This is a genomic window from Brotaphodocola sp. (genome assembly GCF_050873065.1).
Classification (GTDB): Bacteria; Bacillota; Clostridia; order Lachnospirales; family Lachnospiraceae; genus Brotaphodocola.
The window spans coordinates 1-18293 of the sequence record NZ_JBNMIC010000046.1 but is presented as its reverse complement, the minus strand read 5'-3'; the positions used below and the strand labels follow the sequence as shown (position 1 = coordinate 18293).

At 48.6% G+C, this 18293-nt stretch carries 13 protein-coding genes; 10 read left to right on the top strand and 3 right to left on the bottom strand.

All coding sequences use genetic code 11. The annotated features are described in order from the left end of the window. From ACR0QE_RS10795 to ACR0QE_RS10785, 3 genes are all read left to right on the top strand, one after another. On the top strand, positions 1–912 hold a 912-nt coding region (locus ACR0QE_RS10795; RefSeq protein WP_432628361.1), incomplete at its 5' end, for a 5'-nucleotidase C-terminal domain-containing protein. A gap of 83 nt (positions 913–995) precedes the next feature. Continuing rightward, positions 996–1682, top strand: coding sequence for a DUF6198 family protein (locus ACR0QE_RS10790; protein WP_432628360.1), 687 nt, complete (start codon positions 996–998; stop codon positions 1680–1682). A 370-nt stretch (positions 1683–2052) separates the two neighbouring features. Then, positions 2053–3195 (top strand): ATP-binding protein, encoded by a 1143-nt coding sequence (locus tag ACR0QE_RS10785; RefSeq protein ID WP_432628359.1) that lies wholly within the window; start codon positions 2053–2055, stop codon positions 3193–3195. Positions 3196–3350: 155 nt separating this feature from the next. On the opposite strand, the gene ACR0QE_RS10780 is transcribed toward ACR0QE_RS10785, so the two are convergent. After that, a complete protein-coding gene (locus ACR0QE_RS10780; RefSeq protein ID WP_432628358.1) occupies positions 3351–4127 on the bottom strand; it encodes a tRNA threonylcarbamoyladenosine dehydratase in 777 nt (258 codons plus the stop codon). A gap of 629 nt (positions 4128–4756) precedes the next feature. Here ACR0QE_RS10780 and ACR0QE_RS10775 point away from each other — a divergent pair. From ACR0QE_RS10775 to ACR0QE_RS10765, 3 genes are read left to right on the top strand one after another with little or no spacing between them, the layout of a single operon-like run. Next, the gene (locus tag ACR0QE_RS10775) at positions 4757–5209 is read left to right on the top strand and encodes a GntR family transcriptional regulator (protein WP_432628357.1); all 453 of its coding nucleotides are present in this window, start codon (positions 4757–4759) and stop codon (positions 5207–5209) included. Beyond that, complete coding sequence (locus ACR0QE_RS10770) at positions 5206–6111, top strand: ABC transporter ATP-binding protein (protein WP_432628356.1); 906 nt, start codon at positions 5206–5208, stop codon at positions 6109–6111. The genes ACR0QE_RS10775 and ACR0QE_RS10770 overlap by 4 nt, the downstream gene beginning before the upstream one ends. Further along, positions 6086–8266: a DUF6449 domain-containing protein gene (locus ACR0QE_RS10765; protein ID WP_432628355.1), complete on the top strand. Its 2181-nt coding sequence runs from the start codon at positions 6086–6088 to the stop codon at positions 8264–8266. The genes ACR0QE_RS10770 and ACR0QE_RS10765 overlap by 26 nt, the downstream gene beginning before the upstream one ends. Positions 8267–8431: 165 nt before the next feature. Here the strand turns inward: ACR0QE_RS10765 and ACR0QE_RS10760 are convergent, their stop codons facing one another. Then, positions 8432–9742, bottom strand: coding sequence for an NAD(P)-dependent oxidoreductase (locus tag ACR0QE_RS10760; protein ID WP_432628354.1), 1311 nt, complete (start codon positions 9740–9742; stop codon positions 8432–8434). Between the two features lie 297 nt (positions 9743–10039). Between ACR0QE_RS10760 and pflB the strand changes: the two genes are divergently transcribed. The 3 genes from pflB to ACR0QE_RS10745 all read left to right on the top strand — a co-directional run bounded on the left by pflB (position 10040) and on the right by ACR0QE_RS10745 (position 15322). Further along, positions 10040–12292, top strand: coding sequence for a formate C-acetyltransferase (gene pflB, locus ACR0QE_RS10755; protein ID WP_432628353.1), 2253 nt, complete (start codon positions 10040–10042; stop codon positions 12290–12292). 120 nt (positions 12293–12412) lie between these two features. Continuing rightward, complete coding sequence (pflA, locus tag ACR0QE_RS10750) at positions 12413–13183, top strand: pyruvate formate-lyase-activating protein (RefSeq protein WP_432628352.1); 771 nt, start codon at positions 12413–12415, stop codon at positions 13181–13183. A 414-nt stretch (positions 13184–13597) separates the two neighbouring features. Next, a complete protein-coding gene (locus ACR0QE_RS10745; RefSeq protein WP_432628351.1) occupies positions 13598–15322 on the top strand; it encodes a Na/Pi cotransporter family protein in 1725 nt (574 codons plus the stop codon). 148 nt (positions 15323–15470) lie between these two features. On the opposite strand, the gene ACR0QE_RS10740 is transcribed toward ACR0QE_RS10745, so the two are convergent. After that, on the bottom strand, positions 15471–15902 hold the full coding sequence (locus tag ACR0QE_RS10740) for an RrF2 family transcriptional regulator (RefSeq protein ID WP_177976935.1): 432 nt from the start codon (positions 15900–15902) through the stop codon (positions 15471–15473). A 206-nt stretch (positions 15903–16108) separates the two neighbouring features. Here ACR0QE_RS10740 and ACR0QE_RS10735 point away from each other — a divergent pair, with 206 nt between their 5' ends. Beyond that, on the top strand, positions 16109–18037 hold the full coding sequence (locus tag ACR0QE_RS10735; protein ID WP_432628350.1) for an NAD(+) synthase: 1929 nt from the start codon (positions 16109–16111) through the stop codon (positions 18035–18037). Positions 18038–18293: the final 256 nt, after the last annotated feature.

Below are 18293 nucleotides of genomic sequence, written 5' to 3'. Positions count from 1 at the left end.
TCTACCTACACGGTAAAGGCAGGTGACAACCTGAGCAGGATTGCAAAGAAGCAGCTTGGATCCGCATCCCGCTGGAGAGAGATCTACAACGCAAACCGCGACAAGATCCGCAACAAGAACCTGCTTCGCACAGGCATGACGCTGACGATTCCGGGCAGTGCTGTCGTAAATGAGGACGGCAAGGCAGTGGATGCACAGACCGATGCGTATATCAAGTCGATTCAGGCAGTCTATCAGGAGAGCTTAAAGACGGTGCTTGGACATACGGATGTCGATCTGACGGACAAGAATCCGGAGACCGGCGCGAGAGCAGTCCGCAACGCTGAGACGAACCTCGGTGATCTGACCGCAGATGCTTACCGCTATGAGCTTGGCGCAGACATCGGACTGAGCAATGGAGGCGGAATCCGCAGTTCCATTGCAGCCGGAAATATCACTTACGAAGATACGCTTGCAGTTTTTCCGTATGGAAATATGATCTGTCTCGTTGAGATTACCGGACAGCAGCTCAAAGATGCTCTTGAGATGGCATCGAAGAATGCTCCGGAAGAGAGTGGTGGTTTCCTTCAGGTATCCGGCGTGACTTACACAATCGATACTTCCGTTCCGTCGAGCGTGAAACTCGATGACAAGGGCAATTTCCTTGGAGTATCCGGTGCTTACCGTGTGACGGATGTGAAGGTAAACGGCGAGCCGCTTGATCTGAACCGGACATACACGGTTTCCTCGCACAACTACATGCTCAAGTCCGCGGGAGACGGAATGACGATGTTTGCTGGTGCGAAAATTCTGAAAGATGAAGTTATGGTCGACGTGGATGTGCTGTCCGACTATATCAATACCTATCTTGGCGGAAATGTCGGGGCAGAGTATGCAAATCCGTCGGGACAGGGCCGTATCACAATCAAGTAGCATTTAATTTTTGTATTGAGAAAAAGAATCCTGCAACACGCTTTCTTTTCCGGGGGAAGAGACAGAAAGAAGGATAAAGAAAAATGGAATCAAGTTTAAAAGCAGAACAGAATCATCAGGGAGAGCAAAAACTCGTCCTGCGCGGAGAACTCGCACTTCTCGTCATTGTGCTGATCAACAGTTTTGGTGTGGTGCTGATGCTTCACTCCGGATCCGGAATCTCCGCAATTTCGAGTGTGCCGTATGCATTTTCTAAAGTGCTTCCGTTCTTCACACTCGGAACATGGACTTACATCTTTCAGGGAATTCTGGTTCTGAGTCTGCTGATCATGCGGAAAAAATTTGTCCCGCAGTATCTGTTCAGCTTTGTTGTGGGATTCTTTTTTGGAATTTTTGTGGACATTCATAAGTCATGGATTGATCTGCTTCCGCAGACGATGGCGCTGAGAGTTGCCTATTTTGTGATCAGCTATCTGACACTCTGCGTCGGAATTGCGCTCTCAAACAGATGCAAGATGCCGATCGTTCCGACAGATTTGTTTCCGCGAGAGGTTTCTGCGATCACAAAGATCCTGTATTCCCGCGTAAAAGTGACGTTTGATGTGTGCTGCCTGGCAGTCACTGCAATTCTGACATTTGCGGTGCTCGGCCGGATTGACGGACTTGGAATTGGCACGGTGCTTGCGGCATTTACGATGGGAAAAGTCATCGGAAAAATCGGGGAGGCCATGGATCGCCATCTCGAATTTGTCTCATTTTTGAGCAGATAGGCAGGAAAATGAGCGAGTCATAACTTTTTCGGTGCTTTTTTCTGCACGCTGCCGGGGCTTATTGACAAAAGGAAATGATTTGGTTTACAATACAGGAAGTCTGCATTTTCGCAGACTTTTCTGTATTTTTTTGTATGATAGGAAATTGCGTCCTATCATACAAAAATGCTCCGCATGGATCGCACTGCGGCGGTAGTGAATGATGTTGTAGAAACAACCCGCCGCAGGCGGAGAATCCTGCGAGCAGGATTCTTTTTTATTTTATGGGAAATTGAAAATTGCGCCCTGTGAAGCCTGAAATGCTTTGCAGGGATAAATGTTTATCAACAGAATGTGGTTGGCATATTTGATGGATAAGAAAGAGGAAAAGATGGTATTATCGATTGAAGAATTAAACAAATTGGAGAAGGGAAGCTATCAGCTGATTGACATCCGCGATGAGGATGCGTACCAGCACGGTTTCATTCCGGGAGCGGTTCACATGGATATGGAGGAGGTTCGCCTTCATCCGGAGCTTCTTGACAAGGAAAAGAAAATCATTCTCTATTGTATCCGCGGTGTGATCAGTGTGGATCTCGCGGAGGAGCTTGATGCACTCGGCTATGACGCGTACAGTCTTGATGAGGGATATTCCGGATGGATCTTGAAGCAGATGGCAGCGGAGGACGATATGGAGGAACGCCGTGCGAACATCGAGAAGAGCATTCGCAAGCGTTTCCACAAGGAGCTGTTCAGCCGTTTTGCCAAGGCGATCAACGAATATGAGCTTGTAAAAGAGGGCGATAAAATTGCAGTCTGCATCTCCGGTGGAAAGGACTCGATGCTGATGGCAAAACTGTTTCAGGAACTGCGCCGTCACAACAAGTTCCCGTTTGAGCTGGTCTTCCTTGTGATGGATCCGGGATACAGTGAGGCAAACCGTAAGGTTATTGAGCACAATGCAGAGCTGATGGGAATTCCGGTGACAATCTTTGAGACGGAGATTTTTGATGCAGTTTACAGCGTGGAGAAATCCCCGTGTTATCTGTGCGCCCGCATGCGCCGCGGCTATCTCTACCACAAGGCCCAGGAACTCGGATGCAACAAGATTGCGCTCGGTCACCACTATGACGATGTGATTGAGACGATTCTGATGGGAATGATGTATGGCGGTCAGGTGCAGACAATGATGCCGAAACTGCACAGTACAAACTTTGAGGGCATGGAGCTGATCCGCCCGCTCTACCTGATCCGCGAGGACGACATCAAGCGCTGGCGCGATTACAATGATCTGCGCTTCATCCAGTGTGCGTGCCACTTCACGGACACCTGTACGACCTGTGATCCGAACGGACGCACCGTGTCAAAGCGTATGGAGATCAAGAACCTGATCCGCGATTTAAAGAAGATCAACCCGTTTATTGAGAGCAATATTTTCAAGAGTGTGGAGAATGTAAATTTAAACACCGTCATCGCGTATAAGAAGGATGGTCAGACACATCGTTTCTTAGACTGGTACGATGAGAAAAAATAAGATGAACATAAGATAAAAATAAATAAATACGATAACGTTAAAGTAAAAAGAAAAATTCGTAACGGCTTTCCGGTTTTCCAAATAATGGGATATGATGGAAGGCAGTTACGAATTTTTTGTTTTGTATTTCGTTTTTCAGTGATTCCTAAATAGTTTTATTTTGCCTGTGCCCATTCGGTCGGGTTCGTCAGATCTTTGATGACCTCTCCGGCGATGATCAGACCGGCAACGGACGGAACAAACGCATTGCTTCCCGGAACCTGGCGGCGGGCCGTGCACTTGCGGACGGTTCCCGGCGGGCAGATGCAGTGGGAACGGCAGCTGATTGCCATGTCGTCGATCGGGGTCAGTGCCTTTTCCTCCGAGTAGACAACCTTGAGTTTCTTGATTCCGCGCTTCTTTAACTCACGGCGCATCACGCGTGCGAGCGGGCAGACGGAAGTCTTGTAGATGTCAGCTACTTTAAATGCAGTCGGATCCATCTTGTTTCCTGCGCCCATGCAGCTGATAATCGGGGTGCCTGCCGCCTGTGCCTGACAGACGAGCTGGATCTTTCCGGTCACGGTATCGATCGCGTCAACCACATAGTCATACTGGGTGAAATCAAACTGATCGGCGGTCTCCGGTGTGTAGAAAGTCTGGTGGGTGATGACCTGTGCATCCGGGTTGATCTCAAGGATTCTCTCCTTGGCAACTTCGATTTTCTGTCTGCCGACGGTTTTTCTCGTTGCGAGAATCTGACGGTTGATGTTTGTTAAGCAGACCTTGTCATCGTCGATCAGGATCAGGGTACCGACACCGGTGCGGGCAAGTGCCTCAACGGTGTATCCGCCGACTCCGCCGATTCCGAATACGGCAACGCGGGCATTTTTCAGGCGCTCCATATTGTCTTTTCCCAACAGGAGTTCGGTTCTTGAAAATTGATTAAGCATAGTGAATCGTTCCTCTTTCTTTTTCTCTTTTTCTTTCTCTTTTTCAGTGTCAGTTCTGAGTTTACTTACATTTGATCCGGCACTGGATTATTCTATGGGGTCAGTTCTTGATTTCTGTTTTTTAAATCCTACAAAAATAATCGGATTGCAATCGGATTCTATCATATCATTCCCAAAAGTCAGTGTCAATGATGAGCAGATGAATTAATTAAGGCGCCGACGGCAGACTACATTCATGCAAACACGCTCTCGCTCCGAGTTTCAGCGTAGCGGTGCATAAGGTCGCAAAATACGCGACCTAAGCACCAACGCTTCAAACGGGTTTGCATAAATCGTATCTGCCTTACGGCGTTGCGTTAATATGTCAGTGGATGAAGATCTTATTCTCTTAGGTGAAGCGTCATAAAAACGTAAGAAATCTGTCACTTGCTATTTCGGATCCAGTGTGATATAAGTGTATTAAGAGACATAGTACACTTAGATACAGGCAAGAAAAATTCAACAAGCGAAAACTAGACAAACGAAAACCCAAAACAAAGGAAAAGGACACAGGAAGAACCACCGAAACATGAAAAGAAAAATCGAATTAGAAGCAAAATCAAAATGGAAAACCGAAAGGAGTGAGGCGGATGATTTTGCTGGATTATAAAGACAGCCGTCCGATCTATGAACAGGTTGCAGAGAAGCTGCAGGAGCTCATGCTGCTGGGAGTGCTTGAGGAGGACAGCCAGATGCCCTCAGTCAGAAGTCTGGCGATGGAACTCTCAATCAACCCGAACACAATACAGCGAGCTTACGGGGAACTAGAGCGAAACGGATTTATTTACACCGTGAAAGGGCGGGGGAGTTTCGTCGGGAGTATCCGAAAGCTCCGCAATGCCAGAGGGCAGGAACTTGCGAGAAAGATGGAAGGGCTCGCCCAGGAGGCAAGAAAGATCGGAATCAGCCGGCAAGAATTTCTTGAGACAGCCGGTGAAGTGTACGATCGCTACGCAAGTGATCATTCGGAACTTTCAGAAGATTTAGAAGAATCAGAAGATTCGCAAAAAGAAAATCAGAAGGGGGAGGAAAAGAACGTATGATTGAAGCAGTAAATCTCACAAAAAGATTTGACGGAATCATGGCAGTTGACCATATCAATGCGACGATCCGGGAAGGCAGTGTCTTTGGCCTGATCGGAACGAACGGTGCGGGAAAAAGTACCTTTATCAGGATGATGGCAGGAGTGCTGAGACCTGATGAGGGAAGCATCACGATCGACGGGATGAATGTGTTTGAGAATCCCGAGGCAAAGCGAAAGTTCTTTTATATTTCGGACGATCAGCATTTCTTTGCAAATGCGACTCCGTTAGATATGATGCGGTATTACCGGATTGTGTATCCGAATTTTGATGAGACGCGTTTTCACTCTCTGATGAAGAGCTTTGGTCTGGATGAGAAGCGGAAGATCAACACGTTCTCAAAGGGAATGAAGAAGCAGGTTTCCGTGATCTGCGGAGTCTGTGCCGGAACCGAGTATCTGTTCTGTGATGAGACATTTGATGGGCTTGACCCGGTGATGCGCCAGGCAGTCAAGAGCATTTTTGCAAGTGATATGGAGGAGAGAAATCTGACTCCGATCATTGCTTCGCACAACCTGCGCGAGCTCGAGGACATCTGCGATCATGTGGGACTTTTACACAAGGGCGGAATTCTTTTAAGCAGGGATCTCGATGAGATGAAGATGAACATCCACAAAGTACAGTGCGTGCTCCGCGATGGTATGAAGCCATCAGATCTTGCAGAGCTTGGACTTGAGATTTTAAAGACCGAGCAGAGAGGAAAACTGATGACGCTGACGGTGAGAGGGGATTTGAGTCATGTGGAGTTTGTGATGCAGAAAGCAGATCCGGTTTTCTATGAGACCATTCCACTTTCCCTTGAGGAAATCTTTATCAGTGAAACGGAGGTAGTCGGTTATGACGTCAAAAAACTTATTTTTTAAGCTGATGAAAGAAGATTTGAGAAGCCGGATCTGGGCACTTGCCCTGATCGGAATCGGATTCTTTTTCCTTTATCCGGTGACGGCGGCCTTTCTTGCGGGAGAGATTCAGGATTACCCGGTTTATGAGCAGGGGCTGTTGTGGTATCGGGATCAGATGCAGATCTGGCTGTCTTTTGAAAATGGCGCGATGGTTTTAGTGATGGCGGTGGCTGGGCTTGTCTGCGGACTCAGCGGTTTTTCATACCTGAATTCGCGCAGCAAGGTGGATTTCTATCACAGCCTTCCGGTGCGCCGTGAGATCTTTTATGCAGTGAATTTTGTGGATGGGATTGTGATTCTGGCGCTTCCATATGCAATTTCTCTTGTACTTGGAGTCATCATCGCAATCGGAAATGGAGTGGAGTCCCCGGTGATTGTTCCGGTGGCAGTGTCCTCTTTCGGACTTCACATGACGTATTTTATGCTGATTTACACGACAGTGATCACAGCCGCAATGTTGACGGGAAATCTGATTGTCGGAATTCTCGGATGCATGGTTTTAGCTGGATTTGTTCCGTGTGTATCGATGATCATCCAGGGATATTTTTCCACATTTTTCCAGACTTATGCATATGACATGGGAGAGCAGGCATTCGAGGCGAGCCGGAGAATTTCTCCGATTCTGGAATATATGATGCAGATTGAAAAATATCAGTCGGGTCATGCGATCACCGGAGGCGTTGCAGCGGCGTGGGCAGTATCCGCCCTGCTGACCGGATTCAGTCTTTGGCTCTACCGCAAACGCCCGTCGGAAGCAAGCGGAAAGGCGATGGCATTTTCTGTGAGCTGTCCGGTTATTCGGATTCCGATTGCGGTTCTTGCCGGTCTCAGTCTGGCGCTGATGTTCTGGGAGTTTCGGAAATCAACCGGCTGGGCAGTTTTCGGAGTGATCTGCGGAGTTGTTCTCGCACACTGCGTGATCGAGATTATCTATCATTTTGATTTCCGCCAGCTCTTTAAAAATCGTGGGCAGCTGGTTGCCTGCCTTCTCGCAGCTGTGGCGGTGCTCTTTGCATTCCGCTATGACACATTTGGATATGACCGCTATCTGCCGTCGGCAGGTAAGGTGAAATCGGGAGCTGTCTGGATGAGAGAACTCAACGGATGGGTGGATTACGGGACATTTGAGCAGAAGGAAGACGGAAGCTGGATTTATAATGCTGAGAATACTTCAAAGGCAGTTCTTAGTCAGATGCACAGCACGGACGTGGAAAATCTTCTTGCACTTGCAACTGCCGGTGTGGAGCAGACACCGCAGAATCTCTCCTCTGGCGGAGCGGTTTATGATGGAGCACAGGTAGATTATTTTGATGAGAACAGCGCAAAATCGATTTATCAGGTAATGATTTCCTATGAGTTAAAGAGCGGACGCAAGGTGTATCGTCAGTATTACATTGATTTGGATTCTGTCTCCGGGGCGGTGAATCGTCTGTTTGCAGATGAGGAATTCCAGAAAGCGAACTTCCCGCTTCTTGCGCAGAGCGCAGAAAATGTGGATTCGGTTTATTTCCGCAGGGAAAGAACGATGGAGACAAAACTTTCCGGTCTGACGGATACACAGAAAAAAGAACTTCTTGAGGCTTATCAGGATGAGTTCTCCGCTATGACACTTGAGCGTCTTGAGAAAGAAGCGCCGATTGGCCTGATCCGTTTCGTGACAGAGCCGGAGCGCGAGAGTCTGGAGTGGCAGGAGCGCAGAAACCGCGAGCAGGAAACAAATCCTTCTCGCTACTGGAGATATGACGACTTTACAGATATGAATTACTATCCGGTTTATCCATCCTTTACGAAGACGATTGCACTGCTGAAGGCGCAGGGAGCCGAGATTGACTCGAAATACGCACAGGCAGACATTCGTTCCGTGCAGATTTACGGTTACCGGGGAGATAAGTACCGGACGATCACGATCACAGATCCGAAACAGATTGACGAGCTTCGGAATGTGATGACAGAGCCGAGAATGCTTTATTACAACCGTTTCTATCAGAGTTCAGACCTCAATATAGATGTCACGATGGTAGAGAATGGAGAGACTCTCGAGTATGATGTACAGTTCCCGAGAGATCAGGTTCCGGATTTTGTGAAGGAACAGCTCAATGAGGCAAAGCCACAGTAAAACTACAGCAGAGCCACAGTAAAATTATGAATCAGACAAGAATCAAACAAGAATAAAAGAAAGAGCGATGGGAAGAATAAAGTGAGAAGACAAACTCATTTTCTTCCATCGCTCTTTTTGGATTCAATTTTTCAGATGTTTTTCAGATGCATGGATGTATGGCTGCTAGTTTGTAGTTGCGGTTGCATCTGCCGGCGTTGTTTCCGGCTTGTCCCCCTCGCTGTCGGCAAAGGCCTCTTCCGGAGTCTCACCGTGAACGAGGTTTTGCATATAGCGGTGCATGGATTCTGCGACAACCTTGGAGTGGGCAACTGCCTCGACGACAGTGCGGGCGCCGTTTACGACATCGCCGGAGGCAAAGATTCCCGGGCGGGTCGTGTGGCCGGTCTCATCTGCGACGAGAAGACCGCGGCGGTCTGCGTCAAGACCGGTCGTCGTGGTGACGATTCGGTTCTGCGGTCCCTGGCTGATCGAGATGATGGTGCTGTCTGCCGGGTAGAAAGTCTCTGTCCCCGGAATGACGGTCAGCGTGCCATCTTCCGCTTCCTCGACATCCTCGAAGATCACGCCGTTGTCTTTGATCTCAACTGGTTTCTTGTTGAACTCGAACTGGACGCCCTCGAGCTGTGCATAGCTGAATTCGTGTTTGCTTGCGGCGACTTCCTTCGTGATTGAGAAACAGGTCAGCTCGCGGACTCCCTTGCGGAGCGCGGTTCTTGCGACATCCATAGCGGCATTTCCGGCACCGATGACGATGACGCGCTCTCCGAGACGGTAGCTGTCCGGGTTATTTAAATAGTTGATGCCGAAGTGGACATTTCCGAAAGTCTCACCTTTGATGTGGAGGGCATTCGGTTTCCAGACGCCGGTGCCGACGAAAATCGCCTTGTAGCCGTCGCGGAAGAGATCATCGATACCGATCGCACCGCCGATATGGGTGTTCGGGCGGAACTTGATGCCTTTGAGATCGATGTGGCGGTATTTGAAATCATCGAGAACGGTTTTCGGAAGACGGAATTCCGGGATGCCGTAGCGAAGCACGCCGCCGATCTGATCTTTTCCTTCAAAGATTGTGACATCGTAGCCGTAGCGGGAGAGAATGACTGCGATCGTCAGGCCTGCGGGGCCGGAGCCGATGATCGCAGCCTTGATGCCGTTTGACGGGCTTGGACCGGCGGTCATCTTGGACGCGTAGGTGCTGGAAATATAGCTCTCAATTGTGGAAAAATGGACCGGAGCGCCCTTTCTACCGAGAACACAGTGACCTTCACACTGATTTTCGTGGTTGCAGACGAGGCTGCACACAGTGGTCAGAGGGTTGTTTTCAAAAAGAATTCTGCCGGCTTCGTCAAGTTTATTTTCTTTGAGAAGACGGATGACATCCGGAATCGGAGTGGAGATCGGACATCCTTTTCGACACTGGGGAACTTTACATCCCAGACAGCGGTTCGCCTCATCCATAACATGAAGTGCCATAGAAAAATCCTCCTTTAATGTAACAAGTTGTATCCATTTTAGCATAAAAGCCCGTCTGAATCCAGTTTGAGAATGCTCGAAAAGACGGGAAATTTGCATGTTTTGAGAGAAAATTCGGACATGTATCCCAATAAATACAAGGGTTGTGTACTTTCTAACAAACATGAGAAAAATTATGAATAAGGCGCTTGTGTTTTAAAAAATTTATGTTATGATACTGAATGTCAAATGTGAACAAAATAACGATAACTTAATGACCCAATGAATTTTTAAACATTTTTAAGGAGGACTGCATTTATGATGCACGTTGATCAGTGGGAAGGCTTTAATGGCCGTCTCTGGAAAGAGGAAGTTAATGTAAGAGACTTCATTCAGACTAACTATAAGCCGTATGACGGTGATGAGAAGTTCCTGGCTGGCCCGACTCAGGCTACCGACAAGCTGTGGGGAATCCTGCAGGGACTGCAGAAAGAGGAGCGCGCTAAGGGCGGCGTTCTGGATATGGATACTCACATCGTTTCCGGTATCACCTCCCATAAGCCGGGTTACATCAGCGAGGCTGATAAGGACCTTGAGCAGGTTGTTGGTCTTCAGACCGATAAGCCGTTAAAGAGAGCATTCATGCCGTACGGCGGTATCAAGATGGCTGAGCAGGCTTGCCAGAACTACGGTTACGAGCCGGATCCGGAGCTGCACAAGATCTTCACCGAGTACACCCGCACCCATAACCAGGGCGTATTTGATGCTTACACCCCGGAGATGAAGAAAGCTCGTCACAACAAGATCATTACCGGACTTCCGGATACCTATGGCCGTGGACGTATCGTAGGCGACTACCGTCGTGTAGCTCTGTACGGTATCGATTTCCTGATCCAGGAGAAGCAGAACGACTTCGCTAACTGCGGAGATGGCACCATGGTTGATGATGTAATCCGTCAGAGAGAAGAGCTGTCCATGCAGATCAAGGCTCTGAAAGAGATGAAGGTTATGGCTGAGTCCTACGGCTATGACATTTCTCAGCCGGCTAAGAATGCGAAGGAAGCAGTTCAGTGGCTGTACTTCGGATACCTGGCAGCTGTTAAGACCCAGAACGGCGCTGCAATGAGCGTTGGCCGTATCTCTACCTTCCTTGATATCTATATCGAGAGAGATCTTGAGAACGGAACCCTTACCGAGGAGCAGGCTCAGGAGCTGATCGACCATCTGGTAATGAAATTCCGTATGGTTAAGTTCGCAAGAATCCCGTCCTACAACCAGCTGTTCTCCGGAGACCCGGTATGGGCAACCCTGGAAGTTGGTGGTATTGGCGTAGACGGTCGTTCCATGGTAACCAAGAACGATTTCCGTTTCCTGCACACCTTAGAGAACATGGGACCGAGCCCGGAGCCGAACATGACTGTTCTGTACTCCTCCAAGCTGCCGGTTAACTTCAAGAAGTATGCAGCTGACATCTCCATCAAGAGCAGCTCTGTTCAGTACGAGAACGATGACGTTATGAAGCCGGTATGGGGCGATGATTACTCCATCTGCTGCTGCGTATCTGCTACCCAGACTGGTAAAGAGATGCAGTTCTTCGGCGCACGTGCAAACCTGGCTAAGTGCCTGCTGTACGCTATGAACGGCGGACGCGACATGAAGACCAGAGAGCAGGTTGGTCCGGAGTTAAGACCGATCACCTCCGAGTATCTTGATTACGATGAGGTTATCAGAAAGTACGACGTTATGATGGATTGGCTGGCAGGTCTGTATGTAAATACCCTGAACCTGATCCAGTACATGCATGACAAGTACTACTACGAGGCAGCTGAGATGGCTCTGATCGATACCGATGTACGCAGAACCTTCGCAACTGGTATCGCTGGATTCTCTCACGTAGTAGATTCCCTGAGCGCAATCAAGTACGCTAAGGTTAAGGCTATCCGTGATGAGGAAGGCATGATCATGGACTTCGAGACCGAGGGCGAGTTCCCGCGTTACGGTAACGATGATGACCGTGCAGATGATATTGCAGTATGGCTGTTAAAGACCTTCTTAGAGAAGCTGAAGAAGCGTCACACCTATCGTAACTCCGAGGCTACTACCTCTATCCTGACCATTACTTCTAACGTTGTATATGGTAAGGCAACCGGTAACATGCCAGACGGAAGAAGAGCAGGCGAGCCGCTGTCTCCGGGTGCTAACCCGTCTTACGGCGCAGAGCAGAGCGGTCTGCTGGCTTCCCTGAACTCTGTAGCTAAGCTGCCGTACGAGTGGGCACTGGATGGTATCTCCAACACCCAGACCATCAACCCGGACGCACTGGGCCACAGCGAGCAGGAGCGTATCGATAACCTGGTACAGGTTATGGATGGATACTTTGATCAGGGCGCTCATCACCTGAACGTAAACGTATTCGGTACTGAGAAGCTGATCGATGCTATGGAGCATCCGGAGAAGGAGGAGTATGCAAACTTCACCATCCGTGTATCTGGTTACGCTGTAAAGTTCATCGACCTGACCAGAGAGCAGCAGATGGATGTTATCTCCAGAACCTGCCACGCAACGATGTAATTTTATTAAGGATTCGGAACGGAATGACCGTCCGGCCTTTACAGGCGCCGGCTTCCGGCGGGAGTTTTCCCGCCGGAAACCGGCGTTTTGTGTCTGATAGATTTTTTGGAGGAATATCACATGATTAGCAGCAACACAGAAATGATGCAGAAATCAGAAAAGACCGTGGGACACATCAATTCGCTTGAGACTTTCGGTCTCGTGGATGGGCCGGGTGTCCGTTTTGTCGTTTTCACACAGGGATGCCGGATGAGATGCAAGTACTGCCACAATCCGGAGACCTGGGCGCTTGAGGGCGGAGAAGAGTGGACGGCGCAGGATCTTTTCAAACGCGCATACCGTTACAAGAATTACTGGGGCAAGGATGGCGGAATCACCGTCAGCGGCGGAGAGCCTCTGCTTCAGATTGATTTTATGAATGAGTTCTTCAAGATCGCAAAGCAGCACGGGGTGAACACGGTTTTGGATACCGCCGGAAACCCGTTCACAATGGAAGAGCCGTTTTTCTCCAAGTTCAATGAGCTGATGAAGAATACGGATCTCGTGATGCTGGATTTCAAGGAGATTGACCCGGCAAAGCACAAGGAACTGACCGGATGGGACAATGCAAACATCGTCCAGATGGCAAAATATCTGTCCGAGATCGGAAAAGATATGTGGATCCGCCACGTCCTTGTTCCGGGAATCACGGATGACGAGCAGGGACTGCATGAACTCGATGATCTGATCAAGGAGTTAAAGACCGTAAAGAGAGTTGAGGTTCTCCCGTATCACACACTCGGACTCGCAAAGTGGCAGAAGCTTGGAATCAGCTATCCGCTCGACGGAGTTCCGACGCCGACGAAGGAGCAGACTGCACTTGCGGAGAAGATCCTGGTGCACGAGGGCTAAAAAAGCGATCAACGAAAGAAATAGTCAAGGTTGCAGTAACAAGAAATAAACGGAATAAAACAAGAAATTAACGGGGAAAATGGCCTGTATACGAGAGGATTACAATGATTGATAATGAAAGTCTCATAGAAACGAATTAGTCTTATATACTTTCGAGCATATTTGGAAGTTCATGTATATGAGAACCCAACGAGCTTTAGCCGTTGGAGTGTCAGTTAATGAATTTCGTATGCAGGTCATTTTTTTACATAATTTTATCAAACCAGGGCAGAAAAAGATCAAAATTTTACATGGATTTAACTTTGCTTTAACCAAGGGTTCTTCATAACCGATTATATTTATCTCGACGAACATGATGAACATAAAAGAAAGAACTTGAAGAAGAGGAAAAGTTTTCACAAAGGAGAAGCGAAGATGAATGAACATGTAAAGATCTTTTTTGGCCTGATCGGCGGTCTTGCCCTGTTTCTGTACGGAATGAACAGTATGAGCGATGCACTTCAGAAGGCAGCGGGAGAGGGAATGAAAAAGATTCTTGGTTTCCTTACGAGAAATGCAGTTATGGGAGCGCTTGCGGGTGCCCTCGTCACGGCTGTGCTTCAGAGCAGCTCCGCAACGACGGTTATGGTGATTGGATTTGTGAGTGCCGGACTTATGAGTCTGCCGCAGGCAATCTCTGTTATCTTTGGTGCAAATATCGGTACGACGATGACGGCACAGCTGATGGCATTTAAGATCAGCAACTATATCTACCCGATTATTTTTATTGGATTTCTGCTGAATTTTATTGGAAAAAAGGAAAAAGTTAAAAATATCGGCATGGTAATTTTTTCTTTCGGACTTCTCTTTGAGGGAATTGAGATCATGGGTGGAGTTATGAAACCTCTTGCCGGAAGCCCGATTTTCGTTGAACTGATGGGAAAAGTTTCGCATCTTCCGATTCTTGGCGTGTTGCTCGGCGCCGGAATGACCCTCGTGGTACAGAGCAGCTCCGCGACGATTGCGGTTCTTCAGAACTTTGCTTCCCAGCCCGGACCGGATGGAGTGACGAGTGTGATCGGTCTGACCGGTGCAATCCCGATTCTTCTCGGAGACAACATCGGTACAACAATCACGGCACTTCTCGCCTCGATCGGACAGTCGAAAAATGCAAAGAGAACGGCACTTGCACACAGTATTTTCAATATCACCGGCAGTATCGTCTTTCTTTTCTTTATCCCGGTGCTTGCAGGATTTGTGCGCCTGATTTCCCCGAAGGGTGCAGAGCTCGATGTGATTTCCAGACAGATTGCAAACGCGCATACGACGTTTAACGTTGTCTGCACACTGGTATGGCTGCCGCTGATTCCGGTTATGGTAAAGATTGTCACCTTTCTTGTGCGGGGACAGGATCGTCAGAGCCTTCAGTCCTATGAGCCGAAATATCTCGAGAACCGCGTGATTTCCCAGCCGACCGTAGCGCTGTATCTGGCTTCCGAGGAGATCACGAGAGTATCTGAATTTGTTGTCAAGATGATTGACAGCATGAAACTTTCTTTCGTGGGGGACGATCCTCAGACATCTTATCAGAATTTTACGGAGATGCACCATGCGGTGAAAAAACTTCAGGAGCAGATTGGCAGCTATATCGTGAAAATGTTTTCCAGCGGCACACTGACGCAGCAGCAGTCGGAGCAGGCGGCAGGGCTGCTCTACATCAGCAATAATATGGACCGCATTGCGGACCGGTGTGAGGAGATCGGCGAGGTGGCACAGCTGTCCCAGAGCCAGGGCGGAATCTTCTCTCAGGATGCGTGCCAAGAACTTGAGACAGGGATTGACACACTCGAGATGATCTTTAAGAGTGCGATGGAAGCGATTGAAAACGGTGATAAGAACATCGTCGAAAAAGTTTACGAAAAGAAAGAGATCATCCGAAAGTTGCAGAAGCAGAACAACAAGGCGCATTTATCGCGCGTGGAAAAAAATGCCTGCTCATCGAATCTGACAAAAGAGTATTCCAATCTGCTCTACAACATTGACCGTATTGCGGATAACTGCGTCAGCATTTCTGAGGAGGCAATGGATAACATTTCCTTCCAGAAACTGTACCAGAACAATGAGATGCAGAGCATGGAGATCACAGGAGAGCAGGCATAAATAAGATCCCCATAATTTTGAAAGTAAAAAAACAGAGGACTTCCTATTCCTGTATTGAAGTGATTATTCTGATCCTTCAGTGCGGATTAGGAAAGTCCTCTGTTTCATTTCATTGAGATTCATTTCATTGGAAATTCGTTTTATTGTGTTACATCAGATTGTATCCCGGCTTGCGCTTCTGCTCCTCAATCAGGTCGGCGAGAGTCACACTGTCGACGCACTGGTCGATCGCATCCTTGAGCTGCTGCCAGACTGTCAGCGTCGCACAGCGGTCTGCTTTCTCACACTGATTGATGTCGTCATCGAGGCAGGCAACCGGCGCGAGGCTTCCCTCTGTCTGGCGCAGGATCATGCCGACGGTATATTCTTCCGGTTTCTTGGTCAGCATATAACCACCCTGAGCGCCTCGGATACTGCGCACATATCCGGCGCGGTGCAGAAGTGTTACAATCTGTTCGAGATATTTATCAGAGATTCCCTGACGCTGTGCAACCTGACTGATCTTTGTGCACTGGTCCGGATTTAATCCAAACTCAATCATCATGCGGAGGGCATAACGGCCCTTTGTAGAAATTTTCATGTTTTTTCGCTCCCTTGCAGTTCAGTTCCCCATAATTGTGCCGTCCTTTCTCTTTTGCATTTTATCATTTTATTGATAGAGAAAATGATAAAATCTCTGAATAGCGGCACAAGATTACCTTTATTGTACAAAATAATTCTCAAAAAGTAAACCAGAAAGCGGGAAAGTATGCTATAATCGACTCACTATATTAGGAGGAAAAAAATATGAAAGACGGTTTTTTCCGTACAGCGGCAGCCACTCCCAAAATCCGGGTGGCAGATCCGGTTCACAACCGGGAAGAGATTTGTAAGCTGATTTCAAAGGGACACGAACAGGGCGTCGGTCTGATGGTTTTTCCGGAACTCTGTATGACAGGATATACCTGTGGGGATCTGTTTCTGCAGGATGCGCTGATTCGCAGTGCAAGAAAAGAACTTGAGGAGATTGTAGCCTTTACAAAAGGGCTGGACATGATTATTTTTGTGGGACTTCCGTGGATGCACAGAGGAAAGCTCTACAACGTAGCAGCGGCGGTCTGCGATGGAAGTCTTCTCGGTGTCGTTCCGAAGATCAATCTTCCAAACTATTCAGAATTTTATGAGCGCCGTCATTTTACGCCGGGAAATCACATTCCGGAGATGACAAAGTGGCAGGATGGGGAAGTTTTGATGGGAACGAATCTGTTGTTTGTCTGCCGGGAACATCCGGAGCTTGTGATTGCATCGGAGCTCTGTGAGGATGTCTGGGTTCCGTGCCCGCCGAGCATCCGCCATATGCTTGCGGGAGCGACTGTGATCGCAAACTGTTCTGCGAGTGATGAGGTTGTCGGAAAGGACAGTTACCGCAGGGAACTGATCAGTGGTCAGTCCGCCCGCCTTCTTTCTGCATATATTTATGCAAATGCAGGAGAGGGAGAGTCGACTCAGGATCTCGTCTTTGGCGGCCACAACATCATCGCGGAGAACGGAACGATTCTTGCCCAGTCCAAGCGTTTCCATCCGGGAATGATCAGTGCGGATCTCGATCTTGAGAGATTGCAGTCGGAGCGCAGAAAGACAACGACCTGTCCGGCTCCGGATCAGACCGGCTATGAGACGATCGAGTTTTCTTTAAACACGGAGAAGATGGAGAACTGCCAGCAGGAAAAACTGCTGCGCTATATTGACAGCCGCCCGTTTGTTCCGTCCGATATGTCGGAGAGAAGCCGTCGCTGTGAGGAGATTTTCATGATTCAGGCGATGGGACTGAAGAAGCGTTTGGAGCACACCGGAGCAAAGCATGTCGTGCTCGGAATCTCCGGCGGACTTGACTCTACGCTGGCTCTTCTCGTCACTGCCCGTGCCTTTGATCTTCTGGAGATTCCGAGAAATCAGATTCATGCCGTGACGATGCCGTGTTTTGGAACGACGGACAGAACGTACCAGAATGCCTGCCGGATGACGGAAAAACTCGGAGCGACCTTAAAAGAGGTCGACATTCGCGCATCGGTGAACCAGCATTTCTCTGATATCGGTCAGAATCCGGAAAATCACGATGTGACTTACGAGAACGGACAGGCGCGTGAGAGAACGCAGGTGCTCATGGATACGGCAAACCAGGTTGGCGGTCTCGTGATCGGTACCGGTGATATGTCCGAGCTTGCACTCGGATGGGCAACTTACAACGGAGATCACATGTCGATGTATGGAGTCAACGCTTCCGTTCCGAAGACGCTTGTGCGCCATCTTGTGCGTTACTTCGCAGACACCTGTGGGGAAAAAGAACTTCGGGATGTGCTTCTCGATGTCCTCGACACTCCGGTAAGCCCGGAGCTTCTCCCGCCGGAGGATGGCGTGATTTCCCAGAAGACGGAAGATCTCGTCGGACCGTATGAGCTTCACGATTTCTTCCTTTATTATGTGCTTCGTTTCGGCTACATGCCGTCGAAGATCTATCATATGGCGCTTCGTGCATTTGCAGGAGAGTACGAGGCAGACTTCATCAGGAAGTGGCTTAACGTGTTCTACCGCCGTTTCTTTGCACAGCAGTTTAAGCGTTCCTGCCTGCCGGACGGACCGAAGGTTGGTTCTGTTGCAGTTTCCCCGAGAGGCGATCTGCGCATGCCGAGTGATGCATCCCGAAACATCTGGATGGCAGATCTTGAGACAATTTAAAGTAAGTTTATAGAAACGATAACTTTACGAACGTCGACTTGAATTTTTTTTACAGTAAATTTAGTTAAAGTATGTGGCGACGGAAGCGGGAAAGTACATGCAAACCCGTGTGAGATGTCGGTGTTTAGGTCGCGTATTTTGCGACCTTATGCACCGTTGCGATGAACTCGGAGCGAGAGCGTGTTTGCATGACTTATTCGCTGATGGCGTCCTAGTGGGAACTTAAATCCCCAAATAGAAAAGAATAGAGAGGAAT

Bases quoted from the DNA above. Each gene is read 5' to 3' on its own strand.
- ACR0QE_RS10790 (WP_432628360.1), top strand. From the start codon at position 996: ATGGAATCAAGTTTAAAAGCAGAACAGAATCATCAGGGAGAGCAAAAA.
- ACR0QE_RS10765 (WP_432628355.1), top strand. From the start codon at position 6,086: ATGACGTCAAAAAACTTATTTTTTAAGCTGATGAAAGAAGATTTGAGA.
- ACR0QE_RS10740 (WP_177976935.1), bottom strand. From the start codon at position 15,902: ATGAAAATTTCTACAAAGGGCCGTTATGCCCTCCGCATGATGATTGAG.
- ACR0QE_RS10735 (WP_432628350.1), top strand. From the start codon at position 16,109: ATGAAAGACGGTTTTTTCCGTACAGCGGCAGCCACTCCCAAAATCCGG.
- ACR0QE_RS10780 (WP_432628358.1), bottom strand. From the start codon at position 4,127: ATGCTTAATCAATTTTCAAGAACCGAACTCCTGTTGGGAAAAGACAAT.
- ACR0QE_RS10760 (WP_432628354.1), bottom strand. From the start codon at position 9,742: ATGGCACTTCATGTTATGGATGAGGCGAACCGCTGTCTGGGATGTAAA.
- pflA (WP_432628352.1), top strand. From the start codon at position 12,413: ATGATTAGCAGCAACACAGAAATGATGCAGAAATCAGAAAAGACCGTG.
- ACR0QE_RS10785 (WP_432628359.1), top strand. From the start codon at position 2,053: ATGGTATTATCGATTGAAGAATTAAACAAATTGGAGAAGGGAAGCTAT.
- ACR0QE_RS10775 (WP_432628357.1), top strand. From the start codon at position 4,757: ATGATTTTGCTGGATTATAAAGACAGCCGTCCGATCTATGAACAGGTT.
- ACR0QE_RS10745 (WP_432628351.1), top strand. From the start codon at position 13,598: ATGAATGAACATGTAAAGATCTTTTTTGGCCTGATCGGCGGTCTTGCC.
- ACR0QE_RS10770 (WP_432628356.1), top strand. From the start codon at position 5,206: ATGATTGAAGCAGTAAATCTCACAAAAAGATTTGACGGAATCATGGCA.
- pflB (WP_432628353.1), top strand. From the start codon at position 10,040: ATGATGCACGTTGATCAGTGGGAAGGCTTTAATGGCCGTCTCTGGAAA.